Source organism: Amycolatopsis vancoresmycina, from assembly GCF_000716785.1.
GTDB lineage: Bacteria > Actinomycetota > Actinomycetes > Mycobacteriales > Pseudonocardiaceae > Amycolatopsis > Amycolatopsis vancoresmycina.
The window spans coordinates 74798-94396 of the sequence record NZ_JNYY01000006.1; the positions used below are offsets into that span (position 1 = coordinate 74798).

Consider the following 19599-nt stretch of genomic DNA (forward strand, 5'->3'; position numbering starts at 1 on the left):
TGGGTTTTTGCAACAGTATGGTGCATGAGCCCGGTCAGACGCGGCAAAGAGCTGCCGATCTACAACCGGCTGCCCGTGCTTCGCGCCGAACGCGGGATGAGCAGGGCCGCGCTCGCGACCGCCGTCGAGGTCAATCCGCAGACCATCGGCGCGCTCGAGCGGGGCGACCACTATCCGAGCCTGGACCTGGCGTTCCGGATCTGCGCCGTCTTCGACCTGCCGGTCGAAGCCGTGTTCGGCCGTGAGCCGTTCACGCCGCTGTCCACCCAGGTCTACCGCGAGGGGGGAACGTGACCGAACCGACCGGCCGGCTCGCGGCCTACTGGGAACGCCGGCTCGACCGGCTGGACGAAAAGGAACGGCGGCGCGCCCGGCGGCTGCCGGGGTGGCGCAACCGGCGGCACCGGCGTCCCCTGGCCGCCGTGCTGGTGGTCGCCGATCTCGCGCTGATCGCCGGGGCGGCGAACTTCTCCGTCGGGAGCCCGTGGGTCTTCTCCGTCCTGTGGCTGGGCGGCGTCCTGGCCGGCGGGAGCGCGTTCGTGCTGCTGCGCACCCTGACCGGGCTGATGTGCGGCGGGTTCTCGCGCATGCTGGACGAACGCGAGCGCGAATGGCGTCACCGTGTCACCTACACCGGCTACCAGATCCTCAGCTACCTGATGCTCGTGGCGCTCATCTACGGCCTGGTGGTCGCCCACGCCGAGGACGGCGGGTCGCGCGGCGTGATGATGCTGTCCGCGCTGCTGGTCACCGGGACGACCGTCCCGTCGATCCTGCTCGGCTGGGCGCTGCCGGACGACGACCCCGAAGACTTCGAAGAGGGGATGGGGAATGCCTGAGGGGACACTGGAGATCGACCGGATCTCCAAGCGCTACGGCGCCAAGGTCGCGCTGGACGGCGTCTCGTTCGACGTCCGGGCCGGCGAGCTGTTCGGCTTCGTCGGCAGCAACGGCGCCGGCAAGACCACCACCATGCGGATCGCGCTGGGCGTGCTGGCCGCCGACGGCGGTGAAGTCCGGTTCGGCGGCGAGAAGATCACCCACGAGACCCGCACCCACATCGGCTACATGCCGGAGGAACGCGGGCTGTACCCGAAGATGAAGGTGCTCGACCAGCTCGTCTACCTGGCCGAGCTGCACGGGCTGAGCGCCGACGAAGCCCACCGCAACGCGGAGAACTGGATCACCCGGCTCGGCCTGGCCGAGCGCCGCAAGGACGAGGTGCAGAAGCTGTCCCTCGGCAACCAGCAGCGCGTCCAGCTGGCCGCGGCGCTGGTGCACGACCCCGCCGTGCTCGTGCTCGACGAACCGTTCTCCGGCCTCGACCCGCTCGCCGTCGACGTGATGAGCGGGGTGCTGCGGGAGAAGGCCGCGGCGGGCGTGCCGGTGGTGTTCTCCAGCCACCAGCTCGACCTCGTCGAGCGGCTGTGCGACCGGGTCGGGATCATCCGCGGCGGCCGGATGGTCGCCGTCGGCACGGTCGCCGAGCTCACCGCGGGCGCCCGCAGCAAGCTGGTCGTGACGGCGCCGGCCGCGCAGCCCGGCTGGGCCGCGGGCCTGCCCGGCGTGCGGGTGCTGGAGCAGCGGGGCACCACCACCGTGCTCGACCTCGAACCGAGCGCGGACGACCAGGCGGTGCTGGCCGCGGCGCTGGCGACCGGGCCGGTCACCGAGTTCAGCCGCCGTCGCCGCTCGCTGACCGAGCTCTTCCGCGACGCCGTCTCCGATGGCGCCGCGTCCACCGGGGAGGAACCGCGATGAGGACGCTGAGTGGCCGCCGGGCGGTCTGGCTGGTGCTGAAGCGCGAACTGAACACGCGGCTGCGCACGCGGTCGTTCGTGGTCGGCACCGCGGTGCTGCTGGTGCTGCTGCTGGGGTACGTGGTCTTCCAGACGGCGCTGGCCGGTTCGTCGGACCGGAGCACGGTCGGGCTGACCGGCCAGGCGATCGGCATCGCCCGCCAGCTGCAGACCGAGGCGGCGCTGGCGGGCCGCGAGATCACCACCGTCGTGGTCACGGACCCGGCGGAGGGCAGGCAGAAGGTCGAGAACGGCGACCTGGACGCGCTCGTCTCGGGCAGCGCGGCGCAGCTGACCGCCACCTACCAGTCCTCTTTGGACGACCAGCTGCGCCGCGTGCTCGACCAGGTCGCGCAGCAGCAGGTGCTCGACGGCGTGCTGTCGTCGGCGCAGCTCGAACCGGCCGAGGTGATGGCCAGGGTCAACGGCACCCACGTGCGCGACGACGCTCTTTCGCCGCAGCCGGCGGACCACACGCAGCGGCTCGTCGTCGGCCTGGTCGTGGCGTTCCTGCTGTACATGAGCATCATCACCTACGGGATGATGGTCGCCCAGGGCGTCGTCGAGGAGAAGGCGAGCCGGGTGGTGGAGATCCTGCTCGCCAGCGTGCGGCCGTGGCAGCTGCTGCTGGGCAAGGTGATCGGCCTCGGCCTGGTCGGCCTGACCCAGCTGGTGATCCTCGCGGCGGTCGGCCTGGGCGCGGCGACGGCGACCGGCGTGTTCACCCTGTCCGGCTTCGCGACGGGCGCGGTGCTGTGGGGCCTGCTCTGGTACCTGCTGGGATTCCTGTTGTACGCCACGATCTACGGCGCGCTCGGATCGCTGGTGTCGCGCCAGGAGGACACCCAGTCGGTGGTGGGGCCGCTCAACATCATCCTGGTGGTCGGGTTCATCGCGGGCTTCAACCTGCTGGTCCAGAACCCCGCGGGCGCGGCGACGAGGATCGTGTCGCTGATCCCGCTGCTGTCCCCGATCCTGATGCCGGCCCGCATTTCGACGGGCGCGGCGGCGGGCTGGGAGATCGGGCTGTCGCTGACGCTGACGGTCGCGTTCGTCGCGCTGCTGACGTGGGTGGGCGGGAAGATCTACGGCAACAGCGTGCTGCGGATCGGCAGCCGGATCAAGCTGTCGGAGGCCCTGCGTGGCTGAGGTGCGGGCGGCCGGACCGGACGACGTGGGCGCGCTGCGCCGGTTCGGGGAGGCGCACGTCCGGGCGCACTACGCCCCGCTGATCGGCGCGGCCGCGGCGGACTCGCAGGTCCGCGACTGGTGGAATGAGACCCACCTCGCCGCAGCCGTGGCTGGCGGCTTGGTGGTCGTCGCCGAGGACGGCGAACTCGTGGGCGTCGGGCAACGCGGCCGCAACGGCCCGGAGCACGTGGTCTACAAGCTTTACGTGCACCCCGGGCAGCGCGGCCGCGGGCTCGGCCCGCGGCTGCTCGACGCCCTGATCGCGCAGCTGCCAGCCGCCACCGGACGGCTGTACATCGAGCACTTCGCGGCCAACGAACGCGCCGGCGCCTTCTACGAGCGCGAAGGCTTCACCGTCGAGCGGATCGAGCCGAGCACCACCGGCGACCCCGCGCTCGCTGTCGTCTGGCGCGCCAAGACGCTCGTGAGTGGTAAGGCGAGTTAGAACTCGCCTTACCACTCACGACGTGATTTTCCCGTACCGCTCCAGGGAAACCTGCCGCTCGTGGGCGTGGTCGACCATCGGCTCCGGGTACTCCCCAGGCCGCTCCTTCAGCTTGTGGACCGCCTTCCCCGCCACCGACCGCAGCTCAGGCACGTACTTGCGCACGTAATCGCCGTTGGGGTCGAACTTCTCCCCCTGGGTCGTCGGGTTGAAGATGCGGAAGTACGGCGCCGCGTCGGTGCCGCAGCCCGCCACCCACTGCCAGTTCAGCTGGTTCGATGCCAGGTCGCCGTCCACCAGGTGCTTCATGAAGTGGCGGGCGCCCAGCCACCACGGCAGGTGCAGGTCCTTCACCAGGAAGCTCGCGACCACCATCCGCACCCGGTTGTGCATCCAGCCCTCGGCCAGCAGCTGCCGCATCCCGGCGTCCACCATCGGGTAGCCGGTCCGGCCCTCGCACCACCGCGAAAACGCCTCGCTGTCGTCGTCGTGCTTCATGCCGTCAAACCGCTTGTCGTAGTTCTTGCGCGCCGTTTCCGGGCGGTGCCACAGGACGTCCGCGTGGAACTCGCGCCAGCAGATCTCGCTGCGCAACGACTTCGCGCCCACCCGCTCGTCGCCGGAAAGATCCGCCAGGATCGTCCGGGGGTGGATGTTCCCCCAGCGCAGGTACGGCGAAAGGCGCGTGGTCCCTTCGCGGTCCGGCCGGTCGCGGTCGGCGTCGTACGTCTCGATCGGACCGTCCAGGAAGTCGTGCCAGACCGTCAAGGCCGCCTGCTCGCCCGGCTCGGGCAGGGTCGCGGACACCTTGGGCGGCTTCGGGATCTTCAGCGACTTCGGCGGCTCGACCCAGTCCACAAGGGACGGTCCGGTGTCCGCGGGCGAGTGCCAGCCGCGGGCGGTCCAGGCGCGGAAGAACGGCGTGAAGACGCGGTACGGCTCGCCGTCGGGTTTGGTGACGCTCCCCGGCGTCACCGCGTACGACGAGCCCGTCTCGACCCAGTCGATGTTGTGCTCCGCCAACGCCTTCGCCACCGACGCGTCCCGGCGGCGGCCGTAGGGTCCGGTGTCGGCGCTGACGTGCACCGCCGCGGCGCCGATCTTCTTCGCCGCCTTCACGACCTCGGCCGCCGGGTCGCCGCGGACCAGCATGAGACGGCCGCCGAGCTGCTCGTTCAGCTTCTCCAGGCAGCCGTACATGAACGCCTCGCGCGGAGCCCCGCCGGGCTTGAGCAGCGCTTCGTCGAGGACGTACAGCGCGAGAACGTGCTTGCTGTGCTTCGACGCCTCGAGCAGGGCGGCGTGGTCACCCAGCCGCAGGTCACGGCGGAACCACAGGACGACGGGTGCTTCACGAGTCACGACGCCAAACGATAAGCGCCCCGCCGTGCGGGTGCACGGCGGGGCGCTTGCCGGGGTGAGCGGTCAGCGCTCGGTGATCGGGGTGTAGTCCCGCGACGCGTGGCCGGTGTAGATCTGCCGCGGGCGGCCGATCTTGGTGGCCGGGTCGTTGATCATCTCGCGCCAGTGCGCGATCCAGCCCGGGAGGCGGCCCAGCGCGAACAGCACCGTGAAGAACTTCGTCGGGAAGCCCAGCGCCCGGTAGATCAGGCCGGTGTAGAAGTCCACGTTCGGGTACAGCTTCCGCTCGACGAAGTAATCGTCGGAAAGTGCGGTTTCCTCGAGCTTCTTCGCGATGTCGAGCAGCTGGTCGCCGCCCTTCAGCTTGCCGAGGATTTCGTCCGCCGTGCTCTTGATGATCTTCGCGCGCGGGTCGTAGTTCTTGTAGACCCGGTGCCCGAAGCCCATCAGCTTCACGCCCTTTTCCTTGTTCTTCACCCGCTCGACGAACTTGGCGACGTCGCCGCCGTCGGCCTGGATGCCCTCGAGCATGTCCAGCACCGCCGCGTTCGCGCCGCCGTGCAGCGGGCCGAACAGCGCGTTGATGCCCGCCGAAATCGAGGCGAACAGGTTCGCCTCGGACGAGCCGACCAGGCGCACGGTCGAGGTCGAGCAGTTCTGCTCGTGGTCGGCGTGCAGGATGAACAGCAGGTCGAGCGCCTTGACGACGTCCGGGTCGACGTCGTACGGCTCGGCCGGGAAGCCGAACGTCATCCGCAGGAAGTTCTCGACGAGCCCCAGCGAGTTGTCCGGGTACAGCAGCGGCTGGCCGACCGACTTCTTGTAGGCGTACGCGGCCAGGGTCGGCACCTTCGCGAGCAGCCGGATCGTCGACAGCTCCACGTTCGGCTCGTCGAACGGGTTGAGCGAGTCCTGGTAGAAGGTCGACAGCGCCGACACCGCGCTCGACAGGACCGGCATCGGGTGGGCGTCGCGCGGGAAGCCGCTGAAGAACGCCTTCAGGTCCTCGTGCAGCAGCGTGTGCCGCTGGATCTTCTCGGTGAAGTCGGCCAGCTGGGCCTGGGTCGGCAGCTCGCCGTAGATCAGCAGGTAGGAGACCTCGATGAAGGTCGACTTCTGGGCCAGCTGCTCGATCGGGTAGCCGCGGTAGCGGAGGATGCCGGCGTCACCGTCGATGTAGGCGATGGCGGACGACGCGGCGCCGGTGTTGACGAAACCGGGGTCGTAGGTGATGTACCCCGTCTGCGCCAGCAACTTCCCCAGTTCGATCCCCGGCGCGCCCTCGACCGGGTGCACGATCTTGAACTCGTGCTCGCCATTCGGCAGGGTCAGCTTCGCGGTTCCGCCGGACTGCCCCGCAGTCGTCGCGTCGGACATGCAAGTCCCTCTCACGTTCGGGCACGGGCCGGCGGCGCCTGTACGTTTCACAGGTAGCCACGTGTTCACGCGAGGAAACACTGGCGCCTCGCTGCACACCGCCCCGCTGGGGTATGAAGAATGCCCCACCACGCTAGTCGAGAAACCCGCCTTCGCGCAGCGGTGGCGTTGCTCCTGGGGCCCCCTTTGGGACCAGGTTCACACGGTGGACGCCAGATCGGCCGCGGTCGGCGGCTCGGCGCCGCTGCGGGACACCGTGATGGACGCCGCTTTTGCCGCGTACGCGAGGGCCTCGCGCCACGCGTCCGCGTCGAGGGAGGCCAGGTCGGCGGCCTCGTGGGTGTGCAGCCACGCCAGCAGCGCCCCCTGAACGGTGTCGCCCGCGCCGATCGTGTCCACGACGGTGACTTTTCGCGACGGCACGTGGGCCAGCTCACCTGCGGCGGTGATCACCGAGAGCCCGTCGGCGCCCCGGGTGAGCACCACGGCGTCCACACCGGACTCGACCCACGTCTTCGCCGCGGCGACCGGATCGGCGCCGCCGGTGAGCCACGCGGCGTCGTCGTCGGAGATCTTGAGCAGCCGGACGTCCGGCAGCCAGGACGCGAACCGCGCCCGGTAGGCGGCCGGGTCGGTGATGAGCGCCTCGCGGATGTTCGGGTCGAGCGCGGTCAGGACGCCGCGGGCCGCCTCGCGCCGCAGCATCGCCTCGTAGGCGGAGGCGCCGGGCTCGAGGACCATGCCGAGCGTGCCGAGTGAGAGCGCGGTCACATTTTCCGGCAGCGGGCCCGGGTCCGCGACGAGCCGGTCGGCGGTGCCCTCGACGTAGAACGTGTAGCGCGCGGCGCCCTTCGCGTCGAGCGCCACGACGGCGAGCGTCGTCGGTTCGTCGCCGCGCTGCAGCAGCGATGTGTCGACGGCGGACGCGTGCAGCCGCTCGACCATCGCGTCGCCGAAGCGGTCGGTGGACACCCGCGAAAGGAACGCGGCCGGCACGCCGAGGCGGCCGGCGGCCAGCGCCACGTTGTACGGGCCGCCGCCGAGGCGGGGCAGCAGCGCGCGCAGCCCGCCGTCCACAGTGGAATCCAGGGGGTCGCCGGGAACCAGGTCGACCAGAGCTTCTCCGCCTACGACGATCACGCCGGCAGTTTAATTGACTCCGGCATGACAATTCCTGTCCGCTATTTGTCGAGACCCCCGAGCAGCAGTTCCCCCAAAGCGGTGAACGCCTCGGCGTCGGAGACGTCGGTCCGCCGTCCGAGCACCCCGGTCTGGATGCCTTCGATGATCAGCCCGGTCATCTCGGCGACCAGCCGGGCGTGGACGTCCCGGAAGACCCCGTCGGCGACGCCCTTGTCGATGAACTGCCGGAGCCGTTTCGCGGCGAACCGGCTGTTGAGCTGGTAGGCGTCGCGCGTGGGCCCGAACCCGGCGAGGTCGCGCATGAAGGCGGCGGACGCCCGGTTGAGGTGCTCCGAGACGCCGGCCAGGTACTCGGCGATGAGCTTGCGGGCGTCGTCGATGCCGCCGACGCGCTCCTCGATCCGCTCGGCGGCACCCCGGAAGAACTGGGTGACGACCTTGACGGCGAGCTGCTCCTTGCTGGGCGCGAGCGCGTAGAGCGTCGACTTCGAGCAGCGGAGGCGGCCGGCGAGGTCGTCGAGGGTGAAGTCCGCGAAGCCTTCGGCCAGGAAGAGCGCCTCGAGGTCGGCGAGGAGGGCGCGCTGGCGAGCGGTCGGCCGGCGGCGGGGTTCGGGGCGCATCGGCTCACTATCTCCTACGTCTTCCGGCCACCCCAGTCCCGTCGTACTGTACTCTAGGCAAGCCCACAGTACTGTTTTCAGTACTGAAATACGCCGTGGCTTCGCCCCGGGCCGGGGGCTCTGCCACCCGGACCCCCGTAAGACACGGGTTTGGAGGACAAAGATGCCCGCCGAACGCCTGCTGCCCGATTCGGACGCCGAGGACCTGGTCGCCCTGGCCAGGGAAATCGCGCGCGACGAACTCGCGCCCCGCGCGACAGCGGCCGAGGAAGCCGAGCAGTTCCCCCGCGAGCAGTTCCGCCTGCTGGGCAAGTCCGGCCTGCTCGGCCTGCCGTACGCCGAGCGCTGGGGCGGAAGCGGGGTGCCGTACGAGGTCTACCTGCAGGTCCTGGAGGAGATCGCGGCGGCGTGGATGACGGTCGGCGTCGGGCTGTCCGTGCACACGATGTCCTGCTACGCGCTGTCGGAGTACGGCACCGACGAGCAGCGCGGCCAGTGGCTGCCGGACATGCTCGAAGGCTCGCTCCTGGGCGCATACGCGCTGTCGGAGACGCAGGCGGGCTCAGACGCGGCGGCGCTCTCGACGCGCGCGCGGCTCGACGGCGCGGACTACGTCGTCAACGGCACGAAGGCCTGGATCACGCACGCGGGCGTGGCGGACTTCTACACGACGATGGTCCGCACCGGCGACGCGGAGATCTCGACCCTGCTGGTGCCGGCCGCGACCGAGGGCCTCTCGGCGGCCCCGCGCGAACGGAAGATGGGGCTCACCGGCTCGCCGACCGCCCAGATGATCTTCGAGAACGCCCGCGTGCCCGCCGCCCGGCTGCTGGGTGCGCCCGGCGCGGGCCTGCGGATCGCGCTGGCGTCCCTGAGCTCGGGCCGGCTCGGGATCGCGGCGTGCGCGGTGGGCCTGGCGCAGGCGGCGCTGGACGAAGCGGTGGCGTACGCGAAGGGCCGGACGCAGTTCGGCCGCCCGGTCGCGGACTTCCAGGGGGTCGAGTTCCTGCTGGCCGACATGGCCGCGACGGTGGAGTCGTCCCGCGCGATGTACCTCGACGCCGCCCGTCGCCGGGACCGCGGCCTGCCGTTCCAGCGGCAGGCGTCGATCGCGAAGCTGGTGGCGACGGACGGCGCGATGAAGGTGACGACGGACGCGGTCCAGGTGCTCGGCGGGGCCGGGTACACGCGGGACTTCCCGGTCGAGCGGTACATGCGGGAGGCGAAGGTGCCGCAGATCTTCGAAGGCACCAACCAGATCCAGCGGGTCGTCATCGCACGGGAGCTGAAGAAGGCGTAAAGCTCGTTTCCCAGACGCGCATCGGTCACCCCCCTCCTGCCGCGCGGGTGCGGCCGGCGGCGAAGCCGGCCGCACCCGTGCACCCCTCGATCCGTTCGGTCAGCGGTTGTCGCCGTCCTGCGGGATGGACGCCGGCACGGACGGGCTCACCCGGGCGATGTCACCGCTCAGCACCCACGCGCGCTGGCTGGGCGCGAAGCGCGGCGAAAGCAGGCCGTCGTTGATCTCCCGGGTCACCGCGACGCGGTTGTACGCGGTCGCGGGCAGGAACAGCCGGTCGTTGGACTGGCCGCCGTCGGACGTGCCCTCCAGGTCCGCCTCGACGGCGTCGACGATGCCGTCGTGGTTGCCGTCGACCCGCGCGACCTCGGCCGCGTAGGCGTCGAAGATCCGCTGGTCCAGCCGGTGCTCGTACGGTTCGAAGGACGCGGTCCGCAGGTACACGTCCAGCATCACCTCGTTGCCCAGCCCGCTCGGGACGAACCGGAGCCGCTTCTCCTTGTGGTCGTCGTTGTTCGGCATCGGGCGGTCCGGGTCGTCCGGGCTCGTGTTGAGCAGCCGGTCCGGGTCACGCGGGATGTTCGGGTTGTCCCCGTCGACCTGCGGCTTGTTCTTCACGCCCGCGGGGCCCGAGCCCGGCACGATCGACGACAGCGCACCGATCCGGCCCTTCTCGAACGTGCCGGGGATCCCGCCGGTGAACGGCAGCTCGTAGGTGGGCGGCACCCAGTTCGTGTACTGGTTGAGCTCCCAGTACGAGTGGATGTCGCTCTGCTGCGTGGCGTTGTAGGCGCCCAGCGACAGCTGGATCGGCACGAGGTTCGACACCTTGTCCGGCCAGTGGTCGGTCGCGGACGGCTCGTGCGGCGCCTTGCCGTCGGTCGTGAAGACCGCGCCCGGCTTGTTGTGGTAGTCCCCCATCTTCGCCAGTGCCGCGGCGTCCGCGGCGGTAATCGTCCCGAAGGCGGCGTGCCCGTCGGCGCGCAGCGCGGCGACGTCCGGCACCGTCACGTCGTGGATCATCCAGCCCTCGTACCAGCCCGACTCGTTGTTGATGACGAACAGGCCCGAGATGTCGGTGAACATGTCGACGAACGAACCGGGGTCGTTCGGATCGGTCGGCAGGCCCGGCTTGGGCTCGACGACCACCCGCAGCCCGCCCAGCGTTGGCAGGTCGTGGTTCGGCCCGGTGGCCGTCGGCGCGACGCCGTCGTTGATCCCCGGAATGGTCGTCGTGAACACGTTCGGTTGGAAGTTCTTCGTGTCCAGCAGGTAGTACTGGAATAACTGACTCGGCGACGGCGCCTCGGAAAACGCGGTCATCGGCGGAAAGGTCACCGGACGGCCGGCCAGCAGGGCGAGCCGGTCCTTCAGCGGTTGTGGCAGGAACCGGATGTCGCCCCGGTCGGTGAAGCCTCCTGCCTGCTGTGCAACGGCTTGTGCCCCACCGGACAACGCGGCGGTCGCCCCCAGTGTCAGTGCCGCGGCCACCGCGGTCGCGGCTTTGCGTTTGCTCGTCATGATTGCTCCTCGCAGGAAACGGGCGGTCCCCGCGCTCGCCGGCCAGTGCGCGGAGGAGAAATCAAGGTGGCCCCTCGCGGAGAGATATGCACCCCGGTTACACCGCGGGGTATGGTCGGGAACATCGGAGCCACGGATATGGAGTCCCGATGGAGGGGAAGCCCGAACCGGACTGGGAAACCGTTTACCGGGAGAATGTCGTCTGGGTTTACCGGCTGATGTTGAAAAAGGTGGGAAATCCCGCGGACGCCGAGGATCTCACCGGCGAGGTGTTCCTCGCGGTGCTGAAACCGTTGCGCACGAGCGCGAACACCGCGGCGATCCGCGCCTACCTGCTCGCGACGGCACGCACGGTGCTCGCCGCGCATTGGCGGCGCCTGTTCGGCCGCGAGATCACCACGATCGGCCTCGACGAATCGACGGAAATACCCGACAGCGGCCCACGGACGGCGAACGGCTCGGCCGCTCCGGCGACGGACCGGCGGGTCGCCGCGATACTCGCCGAATTGCCCGAGCGCGCACGAAAAGTCCTGCAGTTACGATTCCTGGAGTCCTACTCGCTGCAGGACGCCGCCGACGAACTGGGGGTGAGCCTGGCCAACGTCAAGGTGATCCAGCACCGGGCCCTGCGGCTCGCCGCCCAGGCCGCGGCCCGGATCGAGGAGCAGGCATGAACGACGTCGACCGCTTCGCCGACAGCCTCCTCGGGCAGCGCACGCCGGAGCCGTTCCGGCCGGACGACGACCAGGTCGCCCAGATGCGCGCGGCCATCGAACTGCAGGCCGCCCGGCTCGGCGCGGACGACGCGGTGCCGGACGCGGACTTCGTCGCCCGGCTCGGCGGGGAGCTGGCGGCCGAGGTGGCCCCGCGGCCGAACCGGCGGCACGTGGTCCGGACGGCCGGCATCGCCGCGGCCTCCCTCGCGGCCGGCATCGGGATCGACCGCCTGGTCCGCAGCCCGGCCACGGCACCGCCCCCGGCGGAGGCGGGCGAGTGGCGGACGGTGGCGGCGAGCGAGGACGTGCCGGAGGGCGTCCTGCGCGAGTTCGAACTGGACACGGTCACCGGCTTCGTCCAGCGGACCCCCGACGGCCTGCAAGCGGTGTCCTCGACCTGCACCCACCTGGGGTGCCGCCTGCACCTGGCGGACCCCGGCCGGCAGCTGGTCTGCCCCTGCCACGGCGCGACCTTCACGCTGACCGGGGAGGTCCTGCACTACGACCTGCCGGTGGAGATCCCGCCGCTGCCGGTGTTCCGGACCCGCGAACAGGACGGCGACATCCAGATCCACACGCCCTTCAAGCAGGGATAGCCGATCGAGGGAGCGGTGTACCACGCTCGGTACAGATAGCGTCACCGATGGTTGCACCTGAGCCGTGAGACAATTCCGGGGACGTGAGGAGAGGCTGTGATTGCAGTTCCCCAGCCGAAGCCGGCGAGCCGGTGGGAAATCCCCGATCACCTGCTGACGATCGAGGAGTACGCGGCCCTCGGTGAAACCGACTCAGGTTTCACCGAGCTCGTGGAAGGCCGCGTCGTGATGTCACCCAGCCCCATCGCCGACCACAACATCGTGGTGTTCGAACTCGCCCGGGAACTGGCCGGTCAGGTGCCGCGCCACCTCCGCGTGCTGCCCGAAACCGACGTGAACCTCGGTCTGGCGCCGGCGGGCAGACCAGGTTTCTCCCGGCGGCCGGATCTGCTCATCGTCGAAAGATCGGCGATCGCCCGTGTGCGCCGGGATCACGGCATGCTTCGGGCCGAGGAGGTAGCCGTCGTCGTCGAAATCGTGTCGCCGGGCTCGAGACGCACCGACTACCACGTGAAGCACGACGAGTATGCCGACGCGGGAATCCCGCACTACTGGATCGTCGACATCACCGAGCCGGTCTCGCTGGTCGCCTGTCACCAAGCCGGTGAGTTCGGGTACCTGGACGCCGCCGCGGTCACCGGCACCTTCACCACCGACGTCCCGTTCCCGGTCAAGATCGACCTCGACGCGCTCCTCGACTGATCGGGCGGCACGCCGGAACCGCCCGGTCACCGGCGTGCCGCCCGAAACTCAGCGAGTCTCCCGGTACCGGCGGTCCTTCGACACGCCTTCGCCCAGTGACTCGTCGAAGTGGTACACCTCGTCGCCGCGGACGAACACGCGCAGCGCCCGGTTCATCACGTCCAGCGGGTCACCGCTCCACAGCACCACGTCGGCGTCCAGACCCGGCTTCAGCGAGCCGATCTGCCCGTCCAGGCCCAGCATCGACGCCGGGTTGATCGTCAGGGAACGCAGGGCCGTCGCCGGGTCGAGGCCGTCCTTCACCGCCAGGGCCGCCTGGTACACCAGGAAGTTGATCGGGATCACCGGGTGGTCCGTCGTGATCGCGATCTGCACGCCCGCCCGCGCCAGGATGCCGGCCGACCGCAGCGTGCGGTTGCGCAGCTCGACCTTCGACTTCGTCGTGAACAGCGGGCCGAGGATCACCGGCACCTGGCGCTCGGCCAGCAGGTCCGCGATCAGGTGGCCCTCGGTGCCGTGGTTGATCACCAGCTTGTAGCCGAACTCGTCGGCCAGCCGGATCGCCGTCACGATGTCGTCCGCGCGGTGGACGTGCTGGTCCCAGTACAGCTCGCCGTCGAGGACCTTCGACAACGTCTCCAGGGTCAGGTCCACCTCGTGCGGCTTGCCCTCGGACTCCGCGTGCGCGCGCTTCGCCTGGTAGTTGCGGGCCTTGGTGAACGCCTCGCGCAGGATCGCCGCGACCCCCAGCCGCGTCGACGGCGTCTGCTTCTTCTCGCCGTACACGCGCTTCGGGTTCTCGCCGAGCGCGCTCTTCACGCTGACGTGCTCCGCGAAGATCATGTCCAGGATGCTGCGGCCCCACGTCTTGACGCCGATCGTCTGGCCGCCGATCGGGTTGCCCGAGCCGGGCTTGATGACGACGCTCGTGACGCCGCCGGCCAGCGCGTCGTCGAAGCCGGGCTCGTACGGGTCGATGCCGTCGACGGCGCGGAACCGGGCGCCGTTCGGGTCGGTCATCTCGTTCGTGTCGTTGCCGGCCCAGCCTTCGCCGTCCTCGTGGACGCCGAGGTGGGCGTGGGCGTCGATGAAGCCGGGCAGCACCCAGGTGCCGGCCGCGTCGACCAGTTCCGCGTCCTCCGGGATGTCGACGTCGGCCTCGGTGCCGACCGCGACGATCCGGCCGCCGTCGATCAGGACCGTGCCGCCCTCGATGGGATCACCGTCGATGGGGACGACGTAGCCCCCGACAATTGCCTTCACCATAGTTCGCCACGCTAACGAACTCACCCGGGCGCGTGCACGCGGGTCTTCTCCAAGTGCACCAGCTCGTGGTCGTGCTCCGGGGTCCGGTGCGTCTCGCGGTAGCCGTGCTTGGCGTACAGGTGCAGCGGCCCGGTGCTCTTCGAGCCCGTGAACAGGCGGAACAGCGTCACCTCCGCCGGCGCGGCCGACTCCGCGAACCGCAGCAGCCCGCCGCCGAGCCCGGCTCCCTGCCGGTCCGGCGCCACGACCAGGCGGCCGATCACGCCGACGTGCCCCGACACCGTCAGCCGCACCGAGGCGACCAGGCGGCCCGTCTCGCGGATCCCCCAGGACAAACCGGACAACGCCGCGCGCGTCTCGTCCAGAGTCTCCAGCAGGGGCGGCAGGTCGAGGTCGCCGTGCGCGCGTGCCTCGGTGACGTACGCGGCGCGTTGCAGCGTCAGCACTTCGCCCGCGTCGGCGACGCTCAGGCGACGCGGCGTCACGGGACCCGGATGCCCCAGCTGCCCGACCACGACGCCGCCGGCTCCAGCTCGATCAGGTCGGTGCCCGTGTTGAGCGCGTCGGCCGGACAGGTCATCGGCTCGATCGCGACCGCGCGGCCGCGGCCGACCAGGTCGTCCGGGGTGAACACCTGGGCCCAGTGGAAGTCCGGGCCGGTCCAGACGAGCAGCTGCTGCTCGCCGTGGGCCAGGACGATGTGGTGCCGGCCGTCCTCGGCGGCGGCGAGCCCGCCGAACGCGGTGTCCAGGTTGACGCCGGCCAGCAGCCGTCCCCCGCGGAAGTCGTACTCCGTTCCCTCGACGTCCTGCTCCTCGGCGTACGGCATCTGCTCGTCGGGCAGCGACGGCCGGACGCGGCTCGCCGGCAGCGTGAGGGTCACCTCGTCGGTCGGGACGTCGCCGAGCCGGAAGTACGGGTGCGTGCCGACGCCGACGCCGATCGGCTGCTCGCCTTCGTTGCGGATCTGGTGGGTGACGGTCAGCTCGCGCGGGGAGACCTCGTAGGTGACGGTCGCGCGCAGCGGCACCGGCCAGCCCGGCTGCACCTCGACGTCGACGGCCAGGGTGATCGACGACTCGGCGTGCTCCAGCAGCTCCCACTCGAGGTGGCGGGTCAGGCCGTGGATGGCGTTGCCGCGCGCCTCTTCGGTGATCTCCAGTTGCTGGGTTTCCCCCTGAAACTTCCACCGGCCGCCCTTGGTCCGGTTCGGCCAGGGCAGCAGGAGCTGCCCGGCGCCCATCGGCGGCTTGGCGTCTTCGGGGAATTCCTCGACGTACGGCACGCCGCCGACTTCGAAAGCGCGCAGGCCGGCGCCGATTTCGGTGACGACGGCGCGTGCGTTGCCGCGGGTGATCTCGAACTGCTGACCGGTCGGGTTGCCCATGGCACGACCTTACCGAGCCACGAACTAACTAGACCGGTCGTCATAGTTTGCGCTACGGTGCTGCCATGGTTCGCCGCACCGACACGCGGCAGCGGATGCTCGACACCGCCGCCGACCTGTTCCACACGCAGGGCTACCACGCCACCGGCCTCACCCAGCTGACGACGGCCGGGGGCGCGCCGAAGGGCTCGCTCTACTTCCACTTCCCCGGCGGCAAGGAGCAGCTCGCCGCCGAGGCCGTCCGGCTGTCGAGCGAGCGCACCGGCGCCCTCCTCGAAGCCATCCTGGCCGACGCGCCCGACCCGGCGACGGCGATCGACCGGGCCGTCGACGCGCTGGCGAGCTTCCTGACCGGATCGGACTTCCAGCGCGGCTGTCCACTCGCGACGGTCGCGTTGGACGCCGCCGCGTCGAGCGAACCCATCCGGGAAGCCTGCGTCGACGGCTACGCGTCCTGGCACGGCGTTCTCTGCTCCTACTTCGCCGCACAGGACCTGCCCGCCGAGCGCGCCGACGAGCTCGCGACGATCGTGCTGGCCGCGATCGAAGGCGGGCTGCTGCTGGCCCGCACCCGCCGCGACCTCGCGCCGCTGCGCGCGGTCGCCACCCACCTGCACACGACCCTCGACCGGGAGTTCTCCTGATGCGCGTCCACCACCTGAACTGCGGCACCATGCGCCCACTCGGCGGCCGGCTGATCGACGGCCGGCCGGGGCTGTTCCGGCGCGCCACCATGGTCTGCCACTGCCTGCTGCTCGAAACCGACACGGGTCTCGTGCTCGTCGAGACCGGCATGGGCACACCGGCCGCGGTCGACCGGAACGCCTGGCTGGGCGCGGGGTTCGTCCGCCAGTCGAACCCGGTCGCCGACCCCGCGCAGACGGCGATCGCGCAGATCCGCGCGCTCGGGTTCGACCCGGCGGACGTCCGCGACATCGTGCTGACCCACCTCGACCTGGACCACGCCGGCGGGCTCATCGACTTCCCGTGGGCGCGGGTGCACGTCCACACCGAAGAGCTGCGGGCGTTCACCGAGCCGCGCGACGCCGCCGAACGCGGGCGGTACCGCCGGATCCAGTTCGCCCACGGTCCACAGTGGACGTCCTATGCGGACACCGGCGAGCCGTGGTTCGGCTTCGGCGCCGTCCGGCAGCTCGACGGCCTGCCGCCGGAGATCCTCCTGGTCCCGCTGGCCGGGCACACCCGCGGCCACACCGGGGTCGCCGTCGACACCGGCCACGGCTGGCTGCTCAACGCGGGCGACTCGTACTTCTTCCACGGCCAGGTCTCGGCCGACCCCCACTGCCCGCCGGGGCTGAAGTGGTTCGAGGGCCACATGGAGACGGTGAAGCGCGCCAGACTGGACAACCACCGCCGCCTGCGCCAGCTTGTTCAGGAGCACGGCGGCGAAGTGACCGTCTTCGCCGCGCACGACGAGACCCAGTTCCTCCGCCTGAGCAGCAGGAGCAGCGTATGAAGGTGCACCACCTGAACTGCGGGACGATGCGGCCGGCGGGCGGCAGGCTCCTGGACGGCCGGCCCGGCCTGCTGCGGCGGGCGGAGCTGGTCGCCCACTGCCTGCTGATCGAGACCGGCGACAGCCTGGTGCTGGTCGACACCGGATTCGGCACCCAGGGCGTGACGCGCCCCGCCGAGTGGCTGGGCCGTCCGTTCATGGCGATGGTCGGCGCCCGGGTCGAGGCCGCCGAGACGGCGGTGGCCCAGATCAAGGCGCTCGGCCTCGACCCGGCCGACGTCCGGCACGTCGTGGCGACGCACCTGGACGTCGACCACGCGGGCGGCCTGGCGGACTTCCCGAACGCCGTGGTGCACGTCCGGGCCGAGGAGCACCGGGCGGCGACGTCCCCGGCGAACGCGGCCGAGAAGAACCGCTACCGCGCGGCGCAGTTCGCGCACCGCCCGCTGTGGAGCACGTACGACGAGACCGGCGAGCCGTGGTTCGGCTTCGACGCGGTCCGGTCGCTGAAGGGCCTGCCGGAGGAAATCCTCCTGGTCCCGCTGACGGGCCACACCCGCGGCCACACGGGCGTGGCGATCGACAAGGGCGACGGCTGGCTCCTGCACGCGGGCGACGCGTACTTCTTCCACGGCCAGCTGGACCCGGTGGCCCCGAACTGCCCACCGGGGTTGACGGCGTTCCAGAACATCGTCCAGACCCTGCGCGGCCCGCGGCTGGAGAACCTGGCCCGGCTGCACGAGCTGGCGCGGGAGCACCAGGACGAGGTGACGGTGTTCTCGGCGCACAGCCCGGTCGAGTTCGCGGCCCTGCGCCGGTGACGGTCAGCTCGCGGCGAGGGCCTGCTTGACCAGCGGCGCGATCTGCTCCGCGGTCATCTTCGCCGGGCCGGTGTAGTTGACCAGCACCGGCGTGCCCGACACCAGCTCGGCCGAGGCGAGGGTCGCCGTCTTCTGGTCGTCGACGTAGTACACCGCGCCGTCCGGGAAGCCCGGGACGTCCTTCGCGCCCGGCTTCGCCTTCTTGATCGACGCCACCATCTCGGCCGGTTTGCCCTGCTTGCCTTCGTAGCGGGTCACCGCGAGCGCGCCGGCGGCCTTGCCGTCGTGCTGGTACTCGCAGCTGCGGGCCTTGCCGCCGTTGGCCGTGCTGTCCTGCGCCGGGCCCGGTACCGCCTTGAGGTTGTCGAGGAACAGCGCCTTCGACACGGCCTCGGCGGGCAGCAGCTTGCACGGGTCCAGGGCCGCGGCGGCGGCGTTCGTGCTGGGTGCGGGCTTGGGCGCGGGGGACGACGAGGGCGCCGGTTTCTCCGCCGACGAGCAGGCAGTCAACGCGGCGAAAGCGACAAAAGCGACAACCAAGGTACGCATGCCCGCACCCTAACCCGGGTCGGTCAGGCCGTGGGCGCCCGGTAGCGCCAGAACGCCGGGAGCAGGAGTATCGACGCGCACACCAGCACGATCACCAGCACGCCGCCGCCGCTCGCGGCCGCCGTGGTGCCGAACGCGGCCGCGCCCCAGCCGTGGGTCAGGTCGGCGATCCGCGGGCCGCCCGCGACCACCACGGTGAACACGCCCTGGAGCCGGCCGCGCATCTCGTCGGTCGTCGCGACCTGCAGGATCGCCATCCGGTAGACCGCGCTGACCATGTCCGCGGCGCCCGCCAGGGCCATGAAGACGACGGCGAGCCACAGCGAGTGCGCGAGCCCGAACGCGGCGACCGCCGCACCCCACGCGCAGATCGACACGACGACCGCGACACCCTGGCGGTGGATGCGCGTCAGCCAGCCGGAGAAGAGCCCGATCAGCATCGCGCCCAGCGGCAGGGCCGCGTAGAGCCAGCCGAGCGCGGGGGCGCCGCCGGGCGGGTCGCCGAACGTCCGCTCGGCCATTTCCGGGATCAGCGCCCGCGGCATGCCGAAGACCATCGCGATGATGTCGACGACGAACGAGGCCAGCAGCACCTTCTGCCCGGAGAGGTACCGGAACCCGTCGATGACGTCGCCGAGCCCGGCGCGGCGGGAGGGGCCGTTCAGCGGCGGGATCGGCGGCAGCCGCCAGACGGCGAACAGCGTGATCGTCAGCGCGACGACGTCGATCAGGTAGAGGGTGGAGAGCCCGAGGACGGGGATCAGCGCGCCGGCGAGCAGCGGCCCGAAGACGGCGCCGAAGGTCGACATGGTGGTGTTGAGCGCGTTCGCCGACGGCAGCAGTTCGTCGGGCACGAGCCGGGCGACGACGGCGCCGCGCGTCGGCATGTTGATCGCGAAGAACGCCTGGTTGACGGCGAGCAGGCCGAGGACGAGCCACACCGAGCCGAAGTTCGCGAACGCCTGCAACCAGAGCAGCGCGGAGGTGATGGCGACGCCGACGTTGGTGACGAACAGCAGCTTCCGCCGGTCGACGGCGTCGGCGACGGCGCCGCCCCAGAGCCCGAAGATCAGCAGCGGGACGAGCGCGACGAGCCCGGTCAGGCCGACGTAGGCGGACGACCCGGTGAGGTCGAAGACCTGCTTGGGCACGGCGACGGCGGTCAGCTGCGTCCCGACGGCGGTGACCACAGTGGACAGCCACAGCCGCCGGAACGCGGCGATCTTCAGTGGCCGCGTGTCGACGACGATGCGGCCGAGGAGCTTGCGGACGCCCGAGCGGGGCGGCATGGTCCCCGGTTCACCAGTCACGAAGAACCAGCTTAGCG

The 19599-nt window shown here is 70.9% G+C and carries 22 protein-coding genes; 12 read left to right on the forward strand and 10 right to left on the reverse strand.

The window, feature by feature from the left end:
- The first annotated feature begins 24 nt into the window (after positions 1–24).
- From OO60_RS15345 to OO60_RS15365, 5 genes are read left to right on the forward strand one after another with little or no spacing between them, the layout of a single operon-like run.
- Positions 25–294: a helix-turn-helix transcriptional regulator gene (locus OO60_RS15345; RefSeq protein ID WP_004561283.1), complete on the forward strand. Its 270-nt coding sequence runs from the start codon at positions 25–27 to the stop codon at positions 292–294.
- Positions 291–839: a hypothetical protein gene (locus OO60_RS15350; RefSeq protein ID WP_004561282.1), complete on the forward strand. Its 549-nt coding sequence runs from the start codon at positions 291–293 to the stop codon at positions 837–839. The genes OO60_RS15345 and OO60_RS15350 overlap by 4 nt, the downstream gene beginning before the upstream one ends.
- Positions 832–1761, forward strand: a complete 930-nt coding sequence (locus OO60_RS15355) for an ABC transporter ATP-binding protein (protein ID WP_033261561.1) — start codon at positions 832–834, stop codon at positions 1759–1761. Before OO60_RS15350 ends, OO60_RS15355 begins: the two co-directional genes overlap by 8 nt.
- Positions 1758–2948, forward strand: a complete 1191-nt coding sequence (locus tag OO60_RS15360; protein ID WP_003102266.1) for an ABC transporter permease — start codon at positions 1758–1760, stop codon at positions 2946–2948. The genes OO60_RS15355 and OO60_RS15360 overlap by 4 nt, the downstream gene beginning before the upstream one ends.
- Complete coding sequence (locus OO60_RS15365) at positions 2941–3435, forward strand: GNAT family N-acetyltransferase (RefSeq protein ID WP_003102269.1); 495 nt, start codon at positions 2941–2943, stop codon at positions 3433–3435. Before OO60_RS15360 ends, OO60_RS15365 begins: the two co-directional genes overlap by 8 nt.
- Before the next feature lie 15 nt (positions 3436–3450).
- On the opposite strand, the gene OO60_RS15370 is transcribed toward OO60_RS15365, so the two are convergent.
- The 4 genes from OO60_RS15370 to OO60_RS15385 form a co-directional block, all read right to left on the reverse strand.
- Positions 3451–4797 carry a cryptochrome/photolyase family protein gene (locus tag OO60_RS15370; RefSeq protein ID WP_003102272.1) on the reverse strand — a complete coding sequence of 449 codons (1347 nt, stop codon included), beginning with the start codon at positions 4795–4797 and terminating at the stop codon, positions 3451–3453.
- A 63-nt stretch (positions 4798–4860) separates the two neighbouring features.
- Positions 4861–6174 (reverse strand): citrate synthase, encoded by a 1314-nt coding sequence (locus tag OO60_RS15375; RefSeq protein ID WP_003102275.1) that lies wholly within the window; start codon positions 6172–6174, stop codon positions 4861–4863.
- 198 nt (positions 6175–6372) lie between these two features.
- Positions 6373–7314 carry a carbohydrate kinase family protein gene (locus tag OO60_RS15380; RefSeq protein ID WP_033261562.1) on the reverse strand — a complete coding sequence of 314 codons (942 nt, stop codon included), beginning with the start codon at positions 7312–7314 and terminating at the stop codon, positions 6373–6375.
- A 41-nt stretch (positions 7315–7355) separates the two neighbouring features.
- Complete coding sequence (locus OO60_RS15385) at positions 7356–7937, reverse strand: TetR/AcrR family transcriptional regulator (RefSeq protein ID WP_003102279.1); 582 nt, start codon at positions 7935–7937, stop codon at positions 7356–7358.
- A gap of 163 nt (positions 7938–8100) precedes the next feature.
- On the opposite strand from OO60_RS15385, the gene OO60_RS15390 reads away from it, so the two are divergent.
- On the forward strand, positions 8101–9237 hold the full coding sequence (locus tag OO60_RS15390; RefSeq protein WP_003102282.1) for an acyl-CoA dehydrogenase family protein: 1137 nt from the start codon (positions 8101–8103) through the stop codon (positions 9235–9237).
- Positions 9238–9336: 99 nt separating this feature from the next.
- On the opposite strand, the gene OO60_RS15395 is transcribed toward OO60_RS15390, so the two are convergent.
- The gene (locus OO60_RS15395) at positions 9337–10758 is read right to left on the reverse strand and encodes a hypothetical protein (protein ID WP_003102285.1); all 1422 of its coding nucleotides are present in this window, start codon (positions 10756–10758) and stop codon (positions 9337–9339) included.
- A 230-nt stretch (positions 10759–10988) separates the two neighbouring features.
- Here OO60_RS15395 and OO60_RS15400 point away from each other — a divergent pair, with 230 nt between their 5' ends.
- From OO60_RS15400 to OO60_RS15410, 3 genes are all read left to right on the forward strand, one after another.
- On the forward strand, positions 10989–11432 hold the full coding sequence (locus OO60_RS15400) for an RNA polymerase sigma factor (protein ID WP_240490788.1): 444 nt from the start codon (positions 10989–10991) through the stop codon (positions 11430–11432).
- Positions 11429–12070 (forward strand): Rieske (2Fe-2S) protein, encoded by a 642-nt coding sequence (locus tag OO60_RS15405; RefSeq protein ID WP_033261563.1) that lies wholly within the window; start codon positions 11429–11431, stop codon positions 12068–12070. Before OO60_RS15400 ends, OO60_RS15405 begins: the two co-directional genes overlap by 4 nt.
- A gap of 96 nt (positions 12071–12166) precedes the next feature.
- The gene (locus tag OO60_RS15410) at positions 12167–12772 is read left to right on the forward strand and encodes a Uma2 family endonuclease (RefSeq protein WP_004562379.1); all 606 of its coding nucleotides are present in this window, start codon (positions 12167–12169) and stop codon (positions 12770–12772) included.
- Positions 12773–12820: 48 nt separating this feature from the next.
- Here the strand turns inward: OO60_RS15410 and OO60_RS15415 are convergent, their stop codons facing one another.
- The 3 genes from OO60_RS15415 to OO60_RS15425 are packed head-to-tail and all read right to left on the reverse strand — an operon-like array spanning position 12821 to position 15425.
- Complete coding sequence (locus tag OO60_RS15415) at positions 12821–14038, reverse strand: amidohydrolase (RefSeq protein WP_004562380.1); 1218 nt, start codon at positions 14036–14038, stop codon at positions 12821–12823.
- A gap of 20 nt (positions 14039–14058) precedes the next feature.
- A complete protein-coding gene (locus OO60_RS15420; protein ID WP_004562381.1) occupies positions 14059–14553 on the reverse strand; it encodes a GNAT family N-acetyltransferase in 495 nt (164 codons plus the stop codon).
- A complete protein-coding gene (locus OO60_RS15425; protein WP_004562382.1) occupies positions 14520–15425 on the reverse strand; it encodes an aldose 1-epimerase family protein in 906 nt (301 codons plus the stop codon). The genes OO60_RS15420 and OO60_RS15425 overlap by 34 nt, the downstream gene beginning before the upstream one ends.
- Before the next feature lie 65 nt (positions 15426–15490).
- Here OO60_RS15425 and OO60_RS15430 point away from each other — a divergent pair, with 65 nt between their 5' ends.
- From OO60_RS15430 to OO60_RS15440, 3 genes are read left to right on the forward strand one after another with little or no spacing between them, the layout of a single operon-like run.
- Positions 15491–16069 (forward strand): TetR/AcrR family transcriptional regulator, encoded by a 579-nt coding sequence (locus OO60_RS15430; protein WP_004562383.1) that lies wholly within the window; start codon positions 15491–15493, stop codon positions 16067–16069.
- Entirely contained in the window at positions 16069–16902 is an 834-nt protein-coding gene (locus OO60_RS15435; RefSeq protein ID WP_004562384.1) for an MBL fold metallo-hydrolase, read from the forward strand. The genes OO60_RS15430 and OO60_RS15435 overlap by 1 nt, the downstream gene beginning before the upstream one ends.
- Complete coding sequence (locus OO60_RS15440; protein WP_004562385.1) at positions 16899–17723, forward strand: MBL fold metallo-hydrolase; 825 nt, start codon at positions 16899–16901, stop codon at positions 17721–17723. The genes OO60_RS15435 and OO60_RS15440 overlap by 4 nt, the downstream gene beginning before the upstream one ends.
- A 3-nt stretch (positions 17724–17726) precedes the next feature.
- On the opposite strand, the gene OO60_RS15445 is transcribed toward OO60_RS15440, so the two are convergent.
- A complete protein-coding gene (locus OO60_RS15445; protein ID WP_033261564.1) occupies positions 17727–18272 on the reverse strand; it encodes a DUF3558 family protein in 546 nt (181 codons plus the stop codon).
- Between the two features lie 23 nt (positions 18273–18295).
- Positions 18296–19561, reverse strand: a complete 1266-nt coding sequence (locus OO60_RS15450; protein WP_004562387.1) for an MFS transporter — start codon at positions 19559–19561, stop codon at positions 18296–18298.
- Positions 19562–19599: the final 38 nt, after the last annotated feature.

Bases quoted from the DNA above. Each gene is read 5' to 3' on its own strand.
- OO60_RS15430 (WP_004562383.1), top strand. From the start codon at position 15,491: ATGGTTCGCCGCACCGACACGCGGCAGCGGATGCTCGACACCGCCGCC.
- OO60_RS15345 (WP_004561283.1), top strand. From the start codon at position 25: ATGAGCCCGGTCAGACGCGGCAAAGAGCTGCCGATCTACAACCGGCTG.
- OO60_RS15440 (WP_004562385.1), top strand. From the start codon at position 16,899: ATGAAGGTGCACCACCTGAACTGCGGGACGATGCGGCCGGCGGGCGGC.
- OO60_RS15360 (WP_003102266.1), top strand. From the start codon at position 1,758: ATGAGGACGCTGAGTGGCCGCCGGGCGGTCTGGCTGGTGCTGAAGCGC.
- OO60_RS15405 (WP_033261563.1), top strand. From the start codon at position 11,429: ATGAACGACGTCGACCGCTTCGCCGACAGCCTCCTCGGGCAGCGCACG.
- OO60_RS15415 (WP_004562380.1), bottom strand. From the start codon at position 14,038: ATGGTGAAGGCAATTGTCGGGGGCTACGTCGTCCCCATCGACGGTGAT.
- OO60_RS15435 (WP_004562384.1), top strand. From the start codon at position 16,069: ATGCGCGTCCACCACCTGAACTGCGGCACCATGCGCCCACTCGGCGGC.
- OO60_RS15395 (WP_003102285.1), bottom strand. From the start codon at position 10,758: ATGACGAGCAAACGCAAAGCCGCGACCGCGGTGGCCGCGGCACTGACA.
- OO60_RS15450 (WP_004562387.1), bottom strand. From the start codon at position 19,561: ATGCCGCCCCGCTCGGGCGTCCGCAAGCTCCTCGGCCGCATCGTCGTC.
- OO60_RS15355 (WP_033261561.1), top strand. From the start codon at position 832: ATGCCTGAGGGGACACTGGAGATCGACCGGATCTCCAAGCGCTACGGC.
- OO60_RS15390 (WP_003102282.1), top strand. From the start codon at position 8,101: ATGCCCGCCGAACGCCTGCTGCCCGATTCGGACGCCGAGGACCTGGTC.
- OO60_RS15375 (WP_003102275.1), bottom strand. From the start codon at position 6,174: ATGTCCGACGCGACGACTGCGGGGCAGTCCGGCGGAACCGCGAAGCTG.
- OO60_RS15385 (WP_003102279.1), bottom strand. From the start codon at position 7,937: ATGCGCCCCGAACCCCGCCGCCGGCCGACCGCTCGCCAGCGCGCCCTC.
- OO60_RS15445 (WP_033261564.1), bottom strand. From the start codon at position 18,272: ATGCGTACCTTGGTTGTCGCTTTTGTCGCTTTCGCCGCGTTGACTGCC.
- OO60_RS15425 (WP_004562382.1), bottom strand. From the start codon at position 15,425: ATGGGCAACCCGACCGGTCAGCAGTTCGAGATCACCCGCGGCAACGCA.